General features: G+C 68.2%; 12 protein-coding genes. 6 read left to right on the top strand and 6 right to left on the bottom strand.

Features of this window, described 5'->3' with window-relative positions; all coding sequences use genetic code 11:
• Positions 1 to 292 precede the first annotated feature (292 nt).
• The 4 genes from BIU89_RS18075 to BIU89_RS08315 form a co-directional block, all read right to left on the bottom strand.
• Positions 293 to 655: a hypothetical protein gene (locus BIU89_RS18075; RefSeq protein WP_139178880.1), complete on the bottom strand. Its 363-nt coding sequence runs from the start codon at positions 653 to 655 to the stop codon at positions 293 to 295.
• Positions 656 to 1,229: 574 nt separating this feature from the next.
• Entirely contained in the window at positions 1,230 to 2,021 is a 792-nt protein-coding gene (locus tag BIU89_RS08325) for a hypothetical protein (protein ID WP_071245768.1), read from the bottom strand.
• A 1-nt stretch (position 2,022) separates the two neighbouring features.
• Positions 2,023 to 7,452 (bottom strand): DUF6531 domain-containing protein, encoded by a 5,430-nt coding sequence (locus tag BIU89_RS08320; protein WP_071245766.1) that lies wholly within the window; start codon positions 7,450 to 7,452, stop codon positions 2,023 to 2,025.
• 109 nt (positions 7,453 to 7,561) lie between these two features.
• Positions 7,562 to 7,843 carry a hypothetical protein gene (locus BIU89_RS08315; RefSeq protein WP_027466625.1) on the bottom strand — a complete coding sequence of 94 codons (282 nt, stop codon included), beginning with the start codon at positions 7,841 to 7,843 and terminating at the stop codon, positions 7,562 to 7,564.
• 207 nt (positions 7,844 to 8,050) lie between these two features.
• Between BIU89_RS08315 and BIU89_RS08310 the strand changes: the two genes are divergently transcribed.
• The 6 genes from BIU89_RS08310 (at position 8,051) to pstB (ending at position 15,696) form a co-directional block, all read left to right on the top strand.
• Positions 8,051 to 10,216, top strand: coding sequence for an RNA degradosome polyphosphate kinase (locus BIU89_RS08310; RefSeq protein WP_027466626.1), 2,166 nt, complete (start codon positions 8,051 to 8,053; stop codon positions 10,214 to 10,216).
• Positions 10,213 to 11,160 (top strand): NUDIX hydrolase, encoded by a 948-nt coding sequence (locus BIU89_RS08305; protein WP_071245764.1) that lies wholly within the window; start codon positions 10,213 to 10,215, stop codon positions 11,158 to 11,160. Before BIU89_RS08310 ends, BIU89_RS08305 begins: the two co-directional genes overlap by 4 nt.
• 406 nt (positions 11,161 to 11,566) lie before the next feature.
• Entirely contained in the window at positions 11,567 to 12,673 is a 1,107-nt protein-coding gene (locus BIU89_RS08300) for a phosphate ABC transporter substrate-binding protein PstS (RefSeq protein WP_071245762.1), read from the top strand.
• Positions 12,674 to 12,817: 144 nt separating this feature from the next.
• Positions 12,818 to 13,768, top strand: a complete 951-nt coding sequence (gene pstC, locus BIU89_RS08295) for a phosphate ABC transporter permease subunit PstC (RefSeq protein WP_027466629.1) — start codon at positions 12,818 to 12,820, stop codon at positions 13,766 to 13,768.
• 13 nt (positions 13,769 to 13,781) lie between these two features.
• Entirely contained in the window at positions 13,782 to 14,867 is a 1,086-nt protein-coding gene (gene pstA / locus BIU89_RS08290; RefSeq protein WP_027466630.1) for a phosphate ABC transporter permease PstA, read from the top strand.
• 49 nt (positions 14,868 to 14,916) lie between these two features.
• On the top strand, positions 14,917 to 15,696 hold the full coding sequence (gene pstB, locus BIU89_RS08285) for a phosphate ABC transporter ATP-binding protein PstB (protein ID WP_027466631.1): 780 nt from the start codon (positions 14,917 to 14,919) through the stop codon (positions 15,694 to 15,696).
• 187 nt (positions 15,697 to 15,883) lie between these two features.
• Here the strand turns inward: pstB and BIU89_RS08280 are convergent, their stop codons facing one another.
• A complete protein-coding gene (locus tag BIU89_RS08280; RefSeq protein WP_071245760.1) occupies positions 15,884 to 16,759 on the bottom strand; it encodes an anti-sigma factor in 876 nt (291 codons plus the stop codon).
• Positions 16,756 to 17,355, bottom strand: a complete 600-nt coding sequence (gene sigK, locus BIU89_RS08275) for an ECF RNA polymerase sigma factor SigK (protein ID WP_027466633.1) — start codon at positions 17,353 to 17,355, stop codon at positions 16,756 to 16,758. Before sigK ends, BIU89_RS08280 begins: the two co-directional genes overlap by 4 nt.
• Positions 17,356 to 17,798: the final 443 nt, after the last annotated feature.

Raw genomic sequence — 17,798 nt, 5'->3', positions numbered from 1 at the left:
AACGAGAAGATTTCCTCTTTTTCGTCTCCTCCGCAGAGCATCCGCGGTCCGAGCTTCTTGTTCCAATTGCTGCCCTTTTCCCGTCTACCCGACTACGCGGCTCGGCGTCGAGTGTGTCTGACCTCCTGCTTCGGACAACAGCTCGTTGGTAACTCCTTGCAGAGACCGGTCGCCTCCGAGCCACGTCCATTCGTTCACGCCGTCCCGCAAGCCGCCCAAGAAGTGACCGACTACAGCCGTCACTTCCTGCCGTTGAACTGCGCGGTTGCAAGCCTCAACGACTCGGTGGAATTCAAGCAGGCTCGAAGCTCTTCACATATACGGCCTGACGAATTGTGTTCAAGAACTCTCGCATATTGAAAGACCCTTCGCCCACATCGAATCTATAACGCCCTCCCTTGTCCACGCTTCGGGCAATTTTGTCCTCGTTGTCGCGCGTGACACCCCACTGCAACACGAGCGTCCCACAATCTGACGTTTCAAACACAACTTGAGATGTCGACGATCCAACGCCCTTCAATGAACGAGACGAATCAACGCTGCTGTGCGCGGAGCTGACGGTACAGATCGGGCGAACCCGATGCCCCGCATCGTACGCCTTCAACGTCACCGGCCCGACGAAGAAGCCAAGCAATGGAACCAGGACAACGATCACCAGGACAATGGAAGCTAGGACCCTCCTCCTACGCGCAAGCCTTCTCTGCCCTGTTCGATCAGGCGCCGATCTCGTCAACTACAACTCCAATGTTCCGTGTTTCTCATCAGCGGGCGTGCGCACCAACAGTAAGGCCCACCCGCGCCCGAAACGGCGCCGTTGATGGCGTCTTTCAAGTAGTCACCCGGATCCTTCTCGGTGAGGACATCGTTCAAGACAGCGCCACCATCTCCAGCAGACCGATGGATGGCCTCCGACGTGATCGTGTTCCATGCCGCTGTCGCCCCTCGCACCGCGTACTCAGGGACAAAGACGTGCCGGCCGCTGGGCTCAGGGAGCATCACACGCCGGCCACTCGCCGGACTGAATGGCTTGGGGGCGAAGGCGCACTTCCAGGCCAGCCGGCCGGGAAAGTCAGCTACGGAATCCAGTCAGCTAGCATCACTTGGCCAGGACAGGACAGTCGCTCACGGAAGGCGGCGCCTCCTAGTCAGATCGTAATCCTGCCTCTGTTTCCGTGGACGCGCTACCCCTTTGCTCGTAGGAACGTCCTCGTGAAGTGCGCCACCGTCAATCACGGCAGCGAAGGCCGAACAGTCAACACCTCACCACCGCGCCAGGTTCCTGCGCCCTCATCAACCCTCTTCTTCGCAAGAAACGCTTCGACGATCTTCAACGCCGCTTCAACGTCCAGCGTGAGGCCTCGAGCCACGGGAGCGGAAACGTTTCCCATGGCGATCTCGACAAGATCCGACGCATCGATCGGGCCACCGAGCGGAAGCTCCCACCGCTCTTCATCGGTTGCGTCCTCAGTCCTGAACACGATGATGTCCCGTGCGGCATCACCGCAGATGTTGATCTGACGATCTCGGTCGATGACGATGACCAATGTTCGTTCACGGCCGTCGAGGCCACGAACCTTCGCCTCCACTTGAGCCGCAGTCGGGGAGTTCTGCACGTATCGCCGGCCGCGCACCCACCACTGCAGCGCAGGTCCCGAGGCTCTGTCACGACCAGGAAGTCCCCTATCGACGTACCGCCGGGCCAGTGCCCCGAGGGTCCAACCAGCGATGAGGCTCATGAACCAGGTCTGAATCGACAGCTGCGCGCCGACGAGCAAGAACTTGGTTGCAAGGGGCCCTCCGAAGAACGCGACCGCAAGGCCGACCATTGCCCACCCCGAGCCGAGGAACCCCAGCAGGCCGGCAACGGTGACGGCGAGCAGCACATTCGCCAAGACGACCGGAAACGTCAGCTGCTGCAATCCGAAGAAGAACGCGACCGCGGCTGTGAGGGCGATTAGCGTGACGTTACCGACGACGCCCGCTCGACTCAGCGGGCGATAACGGCGCTCTCGAGTACTCAATTCACCATCCCATCACGCCACTCACGGAATCGTGGATGACGTCTCCTCCAGCGCCGACAGCAGAACCGATCGCCGCGCCTCCCCGAAGGGCCACAGCGTTTCGCCCGCTTCCGGTCAATCCCTGCCACGTCTGGGTCTGAGTATAGGGAACCTTCCGAAGGGCATCGAAGTTGGTCTGGGTGTACTTCTCACCGAACGAGAGGTGGGGGGCGGCGGCACCCGACGCCGTGCTCCAGATCACGTCGTTCCAGGACATGTCCTCGCCGGATATCCAGTGGTCGACAGTCGTGCCAGCCGTAGCTCCCACCGATCCCACGGCCGATGTGCCCAACTTTGAGACCACTGACTCCACCGGACGCTGCAAGTGCTCTGCGATGCTCCCTCCGGCTGGACCGGCAAGGCCACTGACGGAGCCGGCCACGAACCCACCTCCAGCGGAACCAAGCAGCCCTCTCGCAGTGATCGGCTTGTTCGACGTCACGCTCGTGACGACGTTCGCAGCAACACCGAAGCCAGAGCCAGCCGCGCCGTTGACTGCCATGTTCGTTGCTAGGGACTTGACGACCCTCGTCGTAGGGGCAGCGACGTTTTCGGCGACACGAAGCCCTTGCCCGCCGTACTTCGCGGCCTTGAAGAGCGACCCTGCCCCTCCCGGGATCGCGCCAAGCGCGGTTGCGCCGGCCACCTGAGCCCAGTTGACGTTGTTAGTGGTGGCCTTCTGCGTGATGACATCGATACCGCCACTGATCAGCATCATCCCGGCTGGTCCGCCAACTCCCGTGAACATCAGGATGCCGCCGCCCACAATCGCAGCTCCGCCAACGACGTACTCCCAGTTGTCCTTCCACCAGCCGCCATCGAACACCCCTTGATGCGCATCCCGGTACGTCTGGAGGTCAGCGTCGGTCGCCGGCCGGAGACCTAAGGGATCCACCGCGTGCAACGGATCGTTCCCGGCGTAGGAGTACGGGTTCCCCGACCATCCCGACCCGGGCACGGGCGCGAGTGGGTCAACAGACAGGAAGCCACGGGCGGCAGGGTCGTAGACGCGAGCACCGAGCCACTCGAGGCCGCCGATGCTGATTCCACCGGTCGCGGTGAGTCCGACGGTTGCGGGCAGCGCGGCGCCGGACACCCCGGCGAGCACCGCCCATGGGTCGGACGCATCGGTCGCCCGGGCGTCGCGCCAGCCCGGCGTCGTCCACTTCGTTCCGACGGCGGTGACGCCACCCGGGAGGTCGAGGACGCTCGTCCCACCGATCGACACCAGGGAGGGCACGGCGGCCGCGGTGTCCCACCATGCCTCGACGTCATCCACGGCGGCGAGTTCGCCGAGCGCGTCCGTCCACACGTCGTTGCGCGCGGTCTCGGCGTAGGAGGCGTCGCGGGTTACGAGCCCCGCGAGGTACCCCAGCGGCGACCAGGTGTACTCGGTCGTCGAACCGTCCGGTTCGGTGCGACGCACCCGGCGGCCGAGCCCGTCGTGCACGTACTCCGTCCGCTGACCGTCGCGCAGCGTGGCGGTCAGCTGTCCGGCGCGGTCGTACTCGTACGTGGTCGTGACGCCGTCAACGGTCTCGGACACCAGCCGACCGGCGGAGTCATACTCCCAGGTGGAGTCGCCTGCGCGGACGAGCTGCCCGGCGCTGTCGAACGTGTAATCGACGCGTCCGTCGGGGCCATCGATCGCGGCGATCCGGCCGTCGTCGTCGCGTGCGATCCGGGTGACCTGGACACCGTCGGGCGTGGTCGTGGTGTGCGCCACTAGGACACCACCCTCGTACGACCACGCCTGCACGAGGTCCCCGGTCGCCGACTGGACAACGCGTCCGGCGGCGTCGTACGCGAAGGTGCCGGCTCCGAGACAGCCCCGCTCCACCGCGGTCACGCGTCCGACGGCGTTCCGGCGGAACGCGGTGTGGGTTCCGGCAGGGTCGATGCGCGCCGTGCTGTTCCCGTCGGCGTCGTACTCCCAGTCAATCGCCGCCGAGCCACGGCTTCGACGGACCAGGAGCCCCCGTCGGTCGTGGTGCAGCTCGTGCTCCACACTCCGTCCGGCACCGCGGGTGTGGTCGGTGACGACCAGAGTCCGGCCGAGGGCGTCCCGCCGGAGCTCGAACTGGACGACACCGTCGACGCCGACGTCCCGCTGCCGGCCGGCCGCGTCGTAGGACCAGGTGACGGTGTGGCCGTCGGGATCGGTCTGGCCGACCTGACGGCCCGCCGCGTCGTAGGCCGCGGTCGTGGTGCGCCCGAGCGGGTCGGTCACGCCTGTGATGCGGTCAGCGTCGTCGTACGTGCGGGTTGTGACGCCGCCCGTTGGGTCGGTGACGGTGGTGAGCCGACCTCGCACGTCGTGGGCGAAGGTGGTGACACCGCCGAGACCATTGACGATCGCGGCGAGCTGACCCGCGGCGTCGTAGCGGAACCGGCGACGGCCGTACCGTGCGTCATGGGCCGCGACGAGCCTCCCGGCAGCGTCGTAGCGGAACCGACTGGTGCCGGAACCCGGCGTCGTCCGCGCGACCACGCGCCCGACTGCGTCGTAGATGACCTGCTCTGTGTCCCCAGTGGGCAGCGTCCACCGGACGACACGCGAGTGCGCGTCGTACTCGAGCACGGTGCATGCGCCGGTCGGATCGGTTGCCGCCGACGGACGGCCGCAAACGTCGTACTCGTAGGTTGTGCGTGCGCCGGACGGGGTGGTGAGCGCGATCACCCGGCCCGCGAGGTCGCGTTCGATCCTGGTCAGTCCGCCCTCCCCGTCGACGAGTTCGATGGGGCGTCCCGCAGCGTCGTACGTGACGAGCTCGGAGCCGAACTCGTCGCTGGCGCTCTCGACCGGTCGTCCGTAGGCGTCGAACCGCACCGTGACCGCGTCGAAGGCGTCGCGCAGCGACGCAACCCCGGTCTTGACATCCTCCGAGAAGTCCTGACGGACCCCGGTCGGGTCGACCACGCTCGACAGGCGGCCGTTCACGTCGTATTCACGGCTCCACGTCGCGCCTGCCGGGTCGGTGACGGCCTGGAGGCGCGACAAGGCGTCGTGCGCGAACGTCCAGTCCGCGCCGCCCGGCATCTCGAGCCGCGCGAGGTTCGCCTGGTCGTCGTACGTCCCGGTCGTGGTGCGACCCAGGGGGTCGGTGACGGTGTGCAGTTCGCCGTCCGGTGAGTATGTGTACTCGGTGCGCGCCCCGAGTGGGCCGATGACCGCGCTGATCCGGCCGCCGGTGGCATACTCGAAGCGCCAGACCGCTCCGTCCCCATCCTGCCGGGACTCCAGCAGACCCGCGGCGTCGTAACGGTACTCGGTACGAGCGCCGGTGGGGCTGATCGCCGCAGTTGGCCGTCCGGCGGCGTCGCGCTCGATCCGAGCGGTGTCGCCGACGGCGTTGGTGGTCGAGACGAGCTCACCGAACGCGTCGTAGGAAAGCGTCAGGACCACGCCGGTCGGGTCGACGACATGGGTGAGGGAGCCGTCCTGCCAGGTCAGCTCCGTCCGGCCGCCGACCGGGTCGACGATGACCGACGGGTCGCGGTCGGCGCCCACGTACTCGTAGCTCACGACGGCACCGGCCTCGGTGACGACCGTCGTCACGCGGTCCTGGTCGTCGTACCCGTGGGTCAGGTCGCCGCCGGACGGCGTGACGGTCCGGGTCTTCCGGCCGCGGTCGTCGTACGCGTGGACGGTCACCGACCCGTCGCGCTCGGTCGCCGACACCAGGTTGCCGTGCCGGTCGTAGCTCATGGACTGGCGTCGGTCGTCGGAGTCGATGACCCCGACGAGACGCCCCTTGGCGTCGGCGATGTAGGAGTTCGACCGCGAGCCGTCGTGGTCGGACACCACCGTGACGCGGCCGGGCAGGTACGCGAAGCGCACGGAGCGGCCGTGCGGGCTGATCTGTTCGACCACGCGGCGCTGGTCGTCGTAGGTGTTGTCGACCTCGACGACACCGGCCGCACTCGTGACCGTCGTGATGAGGTCGTCGTCGTTCCAGCCGTAGGTCCGGGTGCCGACGGCGTCGGTCACCGAGACGAGTCGGCCGCGCTCGTCGTACCCGTACTCGACCCGGCGACCGTCGGAGGCGCGGAGCACCGCCACTCGGCCGTCGACGTGGTCGATGTCGATCGAGCGACCGCGCTCGTGCACCAGGCGCACGACGACGTCGTCGGCGTCCCGCTCGACGCGGACCGCGGTGCCGGCACCGCCGCGCTGTCCGAGCCACAGCCCGGACGGCGAGAAGTCGATGCGCTCACCTTGGTTGTCGCGGACGACGAGCCGGTCGCCCTCGGCCGCGAGCCAGCGGTTCTCGCCGACGCCACGGGCCCACCCCTCGCCGTCACGTGGGAAGCGCACCTGACGACCGTCGGCGCCGACGAACGACGCGCCCTCGTCGTCGAGGAGCAGGCGGGTCTCGAGGATCGACGCCCACCCCGGACCGAAGAGGCCGACGTGCTGGTCGAGGGAGTTGTACATCCGGGTCACCTGCAGCGCCGCAGATGCCCCGGTGAACGCCAGGTCGAGCTCCGGCTCGAGGAAGTTGCCCGTCGTGGTGTTCACCGGGTCCATCGAGAAGCCGGTGGTGGGCTGGGCGCCGTAGGCCGTCGGCGGCTCGAACTGCAGATCGGTGCGGGTCTGCGAGACGCCGGCCGCGGCGAGCGCGGCTGCGAGCCCGGAGTCCGCGACGGTCGAGACCTCACCCTCGCCGCCGGCGGCCGCGAAGGCGTCGGCGACGGTGTTGGCCCACGTGACGTCCTGGTCGTTCGCCGCGATCCACTGCTCGAACGCCGTCACGACACTGCCGGCGTCGATGTGCGCCCACGAGCACTTCGTGGCGAAGTCGGCGAGCTTGCCGCGGAGCGCCCCGGGCTTCCCGTCGAGGGCGCGGTTCAGCGTCGAGGAACCGGTCGCGAACGAGCGGAGGTCAGCGGGCCGGGCGGACGACGTGCCGCCGCCACCACCACCGCCGGCCCCGGGGTTCGGGGTCTCACGCGGCTTCGTCGTCACGGCCGGCGGGTCGAACTTCGGCGCCGGTTCGTTCTCGACGGTCGGCATCGGGTCGTAGTGGACGGTGTCGTTGAGGAAGTCCTGGAAGCCGTTGCGGCCGTCCTCGCGCTCCTGCCACTCGCGGGCGGTCTTGCGGCGCGCGCGCTCGTCCGCGGCAGCGGCCTTCATGGTGTCGATCCACCCGGCGATGGTCTCGAGGGCGTCGACGATGTTGGTGGCATCGCTCGATGCCGTCCCCGCGTTCTGCGTGAAGAGCTGCGAGAAGTGCCCGCGGAACTCCTGGGAGGCGGTCGTCACGTACGACTGCCTCGATGCCTTCTGTCCGCTGATCGCGTCAGCCGACGTGGTCAGCGAGCTCTTCAGCGCATCGGCGGTGGCATCGTCGAACTCGATCGGATCCGTGTTGGCGTGGATCTTCGCCATGGTCGTCCCCCCAAGGGTCGGTGCTGATCGTGCTGGTGAAGCGGCCCCACCGACCGCGAACGCCCGGACCGCCGCGAATGCGACGGTCCGGGCGGGAACAGGCCGGTGCTTACGCGCCGCCACCTGCGGTGAAGATGTCCTGCGAGATCTTGTCGAGCTGCGTGCGGAGCTGCTCGAGCTCGGTCTTCGCCTTGTCCAGAGCAGCCTTGGTCTCCGGCCAGGTGGACCCGCGGAACGTCGCCGCGAGCGGGCCGTCCCAGACGTTCGAGTCGGACAGGATCCGGCCCTGGGCGTCGAGCTGCGAGATCTGGTCGGTGAAACCACCGTTGATGATCGACTGGACCTGACGGATGGCGGTCTTGGCCTGCTCGGTCGAAAGGACACGCGACATGATGAACCTCTTTCATTCGTAGCTGCACCCCCGCGCAGTGGAATCCCCCCGGAGGCTCTGACACGGCCCACCATACCCACAAACCCAGGCAGATGTCACCGTCGGTATATCGTGACCCTTCCTCCACATCCGAACGGTTCACCGCCGGTTTCCACAGCGTCCACCGAGGCCCCTCCGGTGGCAGGGGCCGGGTGGCAGGATGTGGGGATGGACACCGAACCGCAGCTCGACGGCGAATCCGTCGCACCCGACCTCGACGACTTCGACGAAGTCATCGAGATCGAGCACGAGTCGCTGCCGACGGACCGCTACTTCGACCGCGAGCTCAGCTGGCTCCGGTTCAACCAGCGCGTGCTCGAGCTGGGTGAAGACCGCACGCAGCCCCTGCTGGAGCGGGCGAACTTCCTGGCGATCTTCGCGTCCAACCTCGACGAGTTCTTCATGGTCCGCGTCGCCGGCCTGAAGCGCCGCATCGACACCGGCATCGCCGTCCCGACCAACGTCGGCCGTGCCCCCAGCGACGTCCTGCGGGACATCGCGAAGAAGGCCCACGAGCTGCAGGACCGGCACGCCCAGGCCTTCATCGGGTCGCTCAAGCCCGACCTCGACGCCGCGGGCATCCACATCGAGCACTGGTCCGACCTCGACGAAGCCGACCGGCAGCGGATGCGGGAGTACTTCAACGAGCAGATCTTCCCGGTGCTCATGCCCCTGGCCGTCGACCCGGCGCACCCGTTCCCCTACATCTCCGGGCTCTCGCTCAACCTGGCGGTGCGGGTCCGCAACCCGAAGTCGCAGCGCCAGGAGTTCGCGCGCCTCAAGGTGCCGCAGAACTTCTCCCGCTTCATCAAGCTCCCCGACGACAACTCCGGCCGGATGCGCTTCATCCCGCTCGAAGACCTCATCGCGAACCACCTCGACGACCTGTTCCCGGGGATGGAGGTCCTCGAGCACCACGTGTTCCGGGTCACCCGCAACGAGGACGTCGAGATCGAGGAGGACGAGGCCGAGAACCTCATCCAGGCCCTCGAGCGCGAGCTCCTTCGCCGCCGGTTCGGTCCGCCGATCCGCCTCGAGATCACCGAGGACATGGACCCGGTGACCCTCGACCTGCTCGTGCGTGAACTCGACATCACCGAGGAAGAGGTCTTCCGGCTGCCGTCGCCGCTCGACCTCGGCGGACTGTTCGAGATCTCGAAGATCAACCGCCCCGACCTGCACTACCCCAAGCACGTGCCGACCACCCCGGTGCAGTTCCAGCCGGGTGAGCCGAACACGAAGCCCGACCTGTTCCGCGCGATCAAGGCGAACGACGTCCTGGTCCACCACCCCTACGAGTCCTTCGCCACGAGCGTGCAGGCGTTCCTCGAGCAGGCCGCGGCCGACCCGAACGTCCTGGCGATCAAGCAGACCCTGTACCGCACCTCCGGCGACAGCCCCATCGTCGAGGCGCTGATCGACGCTGCGGCCGCCGGCAAGCAGGTCCTCGCCCTGGTCGAGATCAAAGCTCGCTTCGACGAGCAGAACAACATCACCTGGGCCCGGAAGCTCGAGAAGGCCGGCGTGCACGTCGTCTACGGCCTGGTGGGGCTGAAGACGCACTCGAAGCTGGTGCTCGTCATCCGGCAAGAGGGCGGGACGCTCAAGCACTACAGCCACATCGGCACGGGCAACTACAACCCGAAGACCTCGCGCATCTACGAGGACATGGGGCTCTTCACCTCGGACGACACGGTGGGCAAGGACCTGACCCGCCTGTTCAACGAGCTGTCCGGCTACGCCATCGAGAAGAAGTTCAAGCGCCTGCTCGTGGCACCGCTGCACCTGCGGAAGGGCCTGCTCAAGCGCATCCAGACCGAGGCCGCCAACGCCCGCGCCGGCAAGCCCTCGGGCATCCGGATCAAGGTCAACTCGATGGTCGACGAGCAGATCATCGACGCGCTGTACCTGGCGAGCCAGGCCGGGGTGCCGATCGACGTGTGGGTGCGCGGCATCTGCTCGCTCAAGCCGGGCATGGAAGGCGTCAGCGACACCATCCGCGTGCGGAGCATCGTCGGGCGCTACCTCGAGCACTCCCGCGCGTTCGCGTTCCACAACGACGGCGACCCGGCGGTGTTCATCGGCAGCGCCGACATGATGCACCGCAACCTCGACCGACGCGTCGAGGCGCTCGTGCGGCTGGTCGCCCCGGACCACATCAACGAGGTCCAGGAGATGTTCGACCTGGCGATGGCCGACACCGCCAGCTCGTGGCACCTGGAGTCCGACGGCGAGTGGACGCGGCACTCCACCGACGATGCGGGCCGTCCGCTCGAGGACGTGCAGAATGTGACCATGCGGAAGATCTCGGCCCGGAAGCGCTCGACTCGGTGAGCGGCGGTCCCTCGGGCCCCGTCGTCGCTGCGGGTGCGGTCGTCTGGCGCGAACAGGACGGCACGCCCCTCGTGCTGCTCATCCACCGTGACCACCACAAGGACGTCTCCCTGCCGAAGGGCAAGGTGGACCCGGGCGAGGCCGTCCCGACGACCGCCGTGCGCGAGATCGACGAGGAGACCGGGTACCGCGTCCACCTCGGCGCACCGCTCGGCACCGCCGAGTACGTGCTACCGAACGGGCGCGACAAGGTCGTGCACTACTGGGCGGCCCGGGTCTCGGCGAAGGAGTACGCCCGCGCGGGCGCCTTCGTGCCGAACCACGAGGTCGCGGCGCTCGAGTGGGTCAGCATCGACGACGCCCGCAACCGCCTGACGTACGAGCGGGACGTCGCGATCCTCGACCGGTTCGCCGAACGCGCCGCCGCGGGACAGCACCGCACGTTCGCCCTGATCACCCTGCGTCACGCGAAGACGGTGCCCGGCTCGGACTGGGACGGCCCCGACGCCACCCGTCCGCTGCTGCCCGTCGGCCGCTCGCAGGCCAAGGCCGCCGCGGCACCGGTCGCAGCGTTCGGCCCGAAGAAGATCGTGAGCAGCACGGCGGCGCGGTGCCTCGCGACCGTCGAACCGCTGTCCGCCGCGACGAAGCTCGGCGTCGCGAGCACCCCGGACCTCAGCCAGGACGCCCACGACCGCGGAGCCGCCGACGTCAAGGGCGTCGTCCGGCGCCGGCTCGACAAGGGCAAGACCGCCGTGTTGTGCTCGCACGGCCCGGTACTGCCCGACATCATCGCCCGGATCGCCACCGCGACCGCCGACGAGTCCGGCCGCTTCGACCTGCGGCGCGCCGCGATGCTGTCGGTCGGGGACTTCTCCGTCATGCACATCGCCGGGGACACGCTCGTCGCGGTCGAGACGCACCGCAACACGATCCCGGCGTAGCCCGCCACCGGCGGACCGCAACGGTCCGGCGGTCCGCAGCCCTGCCCGACCGCAGCGTCGGCGGACGGCAGCGTCGGCGGACCGCAGCGTCGCCGCACGGCTGCCGACGCGCCCGGCACCCGGCCACAGGACGGGGCCGCGCCGCGCCCGGGAACGCGATCCTGGCCTCCCGACCGCTCGTCCGCGATCATGCGTGCGCATCTTCCAAACGAGCGCACAGTGCCCCCGATCCTGCTCCCTGCGCGGGTGCGGCGCACGCCGCCCCGACGCGGACAACCCCTCGTTCACCTCCCGTTCACCAGCGGGGGTGATTGCGGTCACCTCGCGTCCCTACAGTCGCTCCCGGGTCGGCACCGGCCCAGGGACCGCAGTGGTCCCACTGCATTCCATTCCCGAAGGGACCCCTGTGAACATCAAGCGAATCGGTTCGATCGCAGCAATCGCGATCGCCGGCGCAGTCGTGCTCTCCTCGTGCGCGGCAAACGAGGACGCGGGCAGCACCGAGTCCTCCTCCACCAGCGGCAGCGACTACTCGAAGCTCTCCGGCACCCTGACCGGCTCGGGCTCGTCCGCACAGCAGACCGCGCAGGCCACCTGGGCCGCCGGTTTCCAGAACGAAGCCTCGGGCGTCACCGTCAACTACACGCCGGACGGCTCCGGCGCCGGCCGCGAGAACTTCATGTCGGGTGCCGCGGACTTCGCCGGCTCCGACGCCGCGCTGAAGGACGAGGAGCTCTCGGGCAAGTTCGAGTCCTGCAAGGCGGACACCAAGGGCATCGACATCCCCGTCTACATCTCCCCCATCGCGATCGCGTACAAGGTCGACGGCGTCAGCGACCTGACCCTCGACGCGAAGGCCATCGCGGGGATCTTCTCGGGCAAGATCACCAAGTGGAACGACTCGGAGATCGCCGGCCTGAACAAGGACGCGAAGCTGCCGGACGCGAACATCACGGTCGTGCACCGCTCGGACGACTCGGGCACCACGCAGAACTTCTCGGAGTACGTCTCCGCGAACGCTTCTGACGTCTGGACCGAAGAGCCCAGCCAGACCTTCCCGTACTCGGTCGGTGACAGCGCGAAGGGCACCTCCGGTGTCGCCTCCGCGATGGGCAACGCCACCAACGCCATCACCTACATCGACGACTCCGGTGCGGGCGACCTCGACCGCGCGAAGCTGATGGTCGGCGACAAGGCGACCGAGATCTCGGCCGACGGTGCCGCGCAGGTCGTCGCCGACTCGAAGATCGCGACCGGCCGCGAGGACAACGACCTCGCGATCGACATCGACCGCAAGGACACCGCTGACGGTGCCTGGCCGCTGGTCCTCGTCTCCTACGCCATCGCGTGCCAGGAGTACAAGGACGCCGACAAGGCCGAGCTCGTGAAGGGCTACCTCGACTACGTCGTCTCGAGCGCCGCTCAGGACGCCGCTGCCAAGGAGGCCAAGTCGGCCGCCCTCTCCTCCGACCTCGCGTCGAAGGCGAAGGACGCGGTCGCGTCCATCAAGTAAGGCCCCCTGAGCGCCCGGACGCCGGTCCCACCCACACGACCGGCGTCCGGGCACTCAGCCGTCCAGGCCACCACCCGGACGGGCACCGCACCACCACCCCAGAACCCGTCGCCTCCCCCGGCGTTCCTCCGACAGGAGTACCCCATGACGACCGCACCGGCCCAGCCAGGGGCCACCGTCACCCCGATCAAGCCGAAGGCCGTCGTCCGTGTCGGCGACCGCGTCTTCTCCGCCGCATCGGTCATCGCCGGCGGCCTCATCCTCTTCGTGCTCGTACTCGTCGCCGCGTTCCTCGTGTGGCAGAGCATCCCGGCCTTCTCCGCCAAGGTCGGCGAGCTGCCGGGCAAGGCGACGAACTTCTGGGACTTCGTCGGCCCCCTGGTCTTCGGCACCGTCTGGTCCGCGCTCATCGCGCTCGTGATCGCCGTGCCGCTGTCCCTCGGGATCGCCCTCTTCATCTCGCACTTCGCGCCGCGTCGACTCGCGCCGGTCCTCGGCTACGTGATCGACCTGCTGGCCGCCGTGCCGTCGGTCGTCTACGGCCTCTGGGGCATCGCCGTGCTGGCGCCGCTGGTGAAGCCGTTCTACGTGTTCCTGAACGAGTACGTCGGCTGGTTCCCGCTGTTCTCCGGCCAGGTGTCCGGCACCGGCCGCACGATCCTGACGGCGTCGATCGTCCTCGCCGTCATGGCGATCCCGATCATGACCGCGGTCATGCGGGAGATCTTCCTGCAGGCCCCGACCCTCAACGAGGAAGCGGCCCTGGCCCTCGGCGCGACCCGCTGGGAGATGATCCGCCTGTCGGTCCTGCCGTTCGCGAAGTCCGGCATCGTCTCCGCGATCATGCTCGGCCTCGGCCGTGCACTCGGCGAGACGATGGCGATCGCGCTGGTGCTGTCGGTCTCGACGAACGTCACGTTCCAGATGCTGACGTCGCAGAACCCCTCGACGATCGCCGCGAACATCGCCCTGCAGTTCGCCGAGGCCTCGGGCACGGCACTCAACGCGCTCATCGCGTCGGGTCTCATCCTCTTCGTCATCACCCTGGTCATCAACATGCTCGCGCGGTACATCGTCCGCAGCCGAGTCAGCTGAGAGGTCGCACCCGATGTCCCTCGCGCTCCGTCAGACCGGCACCGCCGGCAACGTCTACGCCAACGGCAAGCTGCACGCCTCCGTCCCGTGGCTGCTGCTGGTCGGCAGCTGGGTCGCCCTCGTCCTGGTCTTCGCGCTGCTCAACGCGGGTGGCGCCGTCAAGGACTTCAACGTCGTCGCCGCGATCTTCCTCGGCACGGTCCTGTTCGACGTCCTCATCGTCGTCATCTCGCGCATCGTCGAGGGTGGCCGCAAGGCGGTCGACCGCCTGGTCACCTCGCTCGTCATCACGGCGTTCGTCATCGCGGTCCTGCCGCTGGTGTCGCTGCTCTGGACGGTCATCGCCAAGGGCATCGCCCGCTTCGACGCGAACTTCTTCTCGTACTCGATGCGCGGGGTCATCTCCGAGGGCGGCGGCGCGGTCCACGCCCTCATCGGCACGCTCGAGATCACGCTGTTCGCGGCGCTCATCTCGGTGCCGATCGGCCTGCTCACCTCGATCTACCTGGTCGAGTACGGTCGCGGCGCCCTGGCGAAGGGCATCACGTTCTTCGTCGACGTCATGACGGGCATCCCGTCGATCGTCGCCGGTCTGTTCGCCTACGCGCTCTTCGCGCTGTTCCTCGGCCCGGGTGCCCGCTTCGGCCTGGTCGGCTCCGTCGCCCTGTCGGTGCTGATGATCCCGATCGTCGTGCGCTCGACCGAAGAGGTGCTGAAGATCGTCCCGATGGAACTCCGCGAGGCCTCGTACGCCCTCGGGGTGCCGAAGTACCTCACGATCCTCAAGGTCGTGCTCCCCACCAGCCTCGCCGGCATCACCACCGGCGTCATGCTCTCGATCGCCCGCGTCATCGGTGAGACCGCCCCGCTGCTCGTCACGGCCGGCTTCACCGCGAGCATGAACTACAACCTGTTCCGTGACCCGATGATGACCCTGCCGGTGTACGCGTACACGCAGTACTCGCAGCAGGGCGCCAACCCGGTGCCGTTCGTCGACCGGGCCTGGACCGCGGCCCTCGTGCTCATCCTGATCGTGATGCTGCTCAACCTGCTCGCCCGGTTCATCACCCGTCTCTTCGCCCCCAAGCTCAGCCGCTGACCCTCCGCCCCCGCGGAACCAGCGACACCACCCACCCAGAAGGATCAACGTGTCCAAGCGCATCGAGGTCGACGGCCTCAACGTCTACTACTCGAAGTTCAAGGCGGTCGAGGGTGTCGACATCACCATCGAGCCCCGCACCGTCACGGCCTTCATCGGCCCGTCGGGCTGCGGCAAGTCCACCTTCCTCCGCACCCTGAACCGCATGCACGAGGTCATCCCCGGCGCATGGGTCGAGGGCTCGGTCAAGATCGACGGTGACGACCTGTACGGCGCCGGCGTCGACCCCGTGCTCGTCCGTCGTCAGGTCGGCATGGTCTTCCAGCGTCCGAACCCCTTCCCCACGATGTCGATCCGCGACAACGTGCTGGCGGGCGTGAAGCTCAACAACAAGCGCGTCTCCCGCTCCGAGGCCGACGACATCGTCGAGCGCTCGCTGCAGGGCGCGAACCTGTGGAACGAGGTCAAGGACCGCCTCGACAAGCCCGGCATGGGCTTGTCGGGTGGGCAGCAGCAGCGTCTCTGCATCGCCCGCGCGATCGCGGTCGAGCCGGACGTGCTCCTGATGGACGAGCCCTGCTCGGCCCTCGACCCGATCTCGACCCTCGCCATCGAGGACCTGATCGAGGAGCTCAAGAAGGAGTTCACGATCGTGATCGTGACCCACAACATGCAGCAGGCGTCGCGCGTCAGCGACAAGACGGCGTTCTTCAACATCGCCGGCACCGGTGCCCCCGGCAAGCTCATCGAGTTCGACGACACCGCGACGATGTTCTCGAACCCGTCCGTGCAGGCCACCGAGGACTACGTCTCGGGCCGCTTCGGTTGATCGGCATCCGTCCGTCGCGCTGACGGACTGCCTGGAGGCCCGGTGCACGTCCGCCACGGACGCGCACCGGGCCTTCGTGGTTGCGGCTGAGCGCCGTGGTGCTGACGTGGAACGACGAAGCCGCTGTCGTGTGACAGCGGCTTCGTCGTTCTGCGTCGGTGACGGCCCAGCAGGACCGCCCGTCGCGTCAGGCCGTGGTGGTGGGGACCGCCATGATCGGCGAGGTGGTCGGCTGCTCGGAACCGCCCTCGGGCTCGACCGTCATGCCGATCGTCGCGCCCTCGGACATCGCGCCCTTGAGCACGGCGGAGTGCACGCCGTCGGCCGCACCGTCGACCAGGCCGGCCGACTTGATGGTGCCGCCCTGCTCCTCGGAGCCGATGTACCAGAGCTCGTACGTCTTGCCCTTCGGCGCCTGCTCGACACCGTCGAGGATCACCGCGGACTTGCCGAGGTCGTTCGACCACACGACCGTCGCCGAACCGCCGCCCGCGACCTTGGTCGTGGTGCGCTGGAAGTCCGACGCGGCGTAGATGCGGTCGAGGCCGCTCGAGGCCTGCGTGGTGCCGGTGCCGGAGCCGTTCGGGTCGAAGATCGATCCGACGCCGAGTCCGCCGAAGAAGACCGCGGCGACGGCAGCTGCGGCCGTCAGCATGACCGCCGGACGCTGGAACCAGCGGCGGCGAGCCTCGGAGGAAGCCCGGCCACCGGCGGTGGGGCCGTCGGCGATCGAGGCGACGTGCCTGGCGGGCTCGGGACGGGCCTCCTGGACGGAGGTGGTCTCGGCGACCGGGGTCCGGTCGACCGAGGTGTCGGCGAGGGGTGCGGCCTGAGGGGTCGTGGCGATCTGGGCCAGCAGCGACGCCTTGAGCGACGCGGGCGGCTCGATCGGTGCGACGGCGTAGGCGAGCTGCAGCGCGGTCTCGCGCAGCGAGTCGTTCTCGGCCTGCAGCTCGGGGGACGTCCGGAGGGCGTCCTCGAGGAGCGCGCGCTCGTCGTCGGACAGCGCGTCGAGGGCGTGGGAACCCGTCATCAGTGCGGGGTCGTCGTGGCGTTCGGTCATGAGGTCACCCCCATCTCGTCTCGGAGTCGGATCATCCCGTCACGGAGACGGGTCTTGACGGTGCCGATGGGGACACCGAGGTGTTCGGCCATCTCGCTGTGCGAGTAGCCGCCGTAGTACGCGAGTTGCACGGCCTGCCGCTGGAACTCGGTGAGCTTCGCCAGCGCTCGGCCGACGCGCTCGTGCTCGATACGGATCTCGACGGACTCGGAGACCTGGTCGAAACCGGCCTCGAGGTCGCGGATGCCGATCTTGGTGTCGCGGTCGTGCGACGACTGTGAGGCACGGACCCGGTCGACCGCTCGGCGGTGGGCCATGGTGAGGACCCAGCTGGCCGCGGTACCGCGCTTCCGGTCGAAGCGGGTGGCCTGCTGCCAGACCTCCAGGAAGACCTCCTGCGTGACCTCTTCCGACTGCGCGCGGTCCCGGAGGAGGCGCGTGATCAGACCGAGGACCCGACCGGAGAGTGCGTCGTAGAGGTCCGCGAAGGCGGCTTGGTCACCGGCGGCGACCCGGGCGAGGAGGTCGTCCGGCGATGCCTGAGCTGGCTCTGACGAGCTCCAGCGTTCGGTGTCGCTATCCACGAGGGCAAGCATTGCAGGTTTCCCTCCTCTCGGTTGCTTTCGTTGACCAGGCGGGTAGCACGAAGCCTCCGCATGGGCGGTCGAGACGAGGGGCCGGCGTGACCCACAGGGAATTGACCGGCGGTGCCGGTCCGGGTCACACCGGGCCTCTCGCTTCGTGACGGGCATTCCGACCGTCACGCAGATGATTCGGCGCGGTCCCCGCTGTGGATTGGATGGGGGTCGGGATTTCTCGGCGGGATGGGCGCGGCGGGCCTCCGCAGGGAGCGCGTGGGCACGCCCGGGGCCGGTTCTGTCCACCATGAGTGAACAGGGTCGAGTGATCAGCCAGCGTCTCGTAGACTTGGTCTCGCCGGGCCGCAGCAAGCCCCGGGCTCCAAAATTCGCCGCTTCGAGCGGCCTCGCGCCGAGAGGCGCTTCTGCGGCCCGGTCTTTTCATGCCCGGATGCGTTCCG

The sequence above is a fragment of the Curtobacterium sp. MCBA15_005 genome (assembly GCF_001864855.1).
GTDB classification, from domain to species: Bacteria; Actinomycetota; Actinomycetes; order Actinomycetales; family Microbacteriaceae; genus Curtobacterium; species Curtobacterium flaccumfaciens.
Note: the sequence above shows the minus strand (reverse complement) of the source record. Positions and strands in the feature narration are given on the sequence as shown.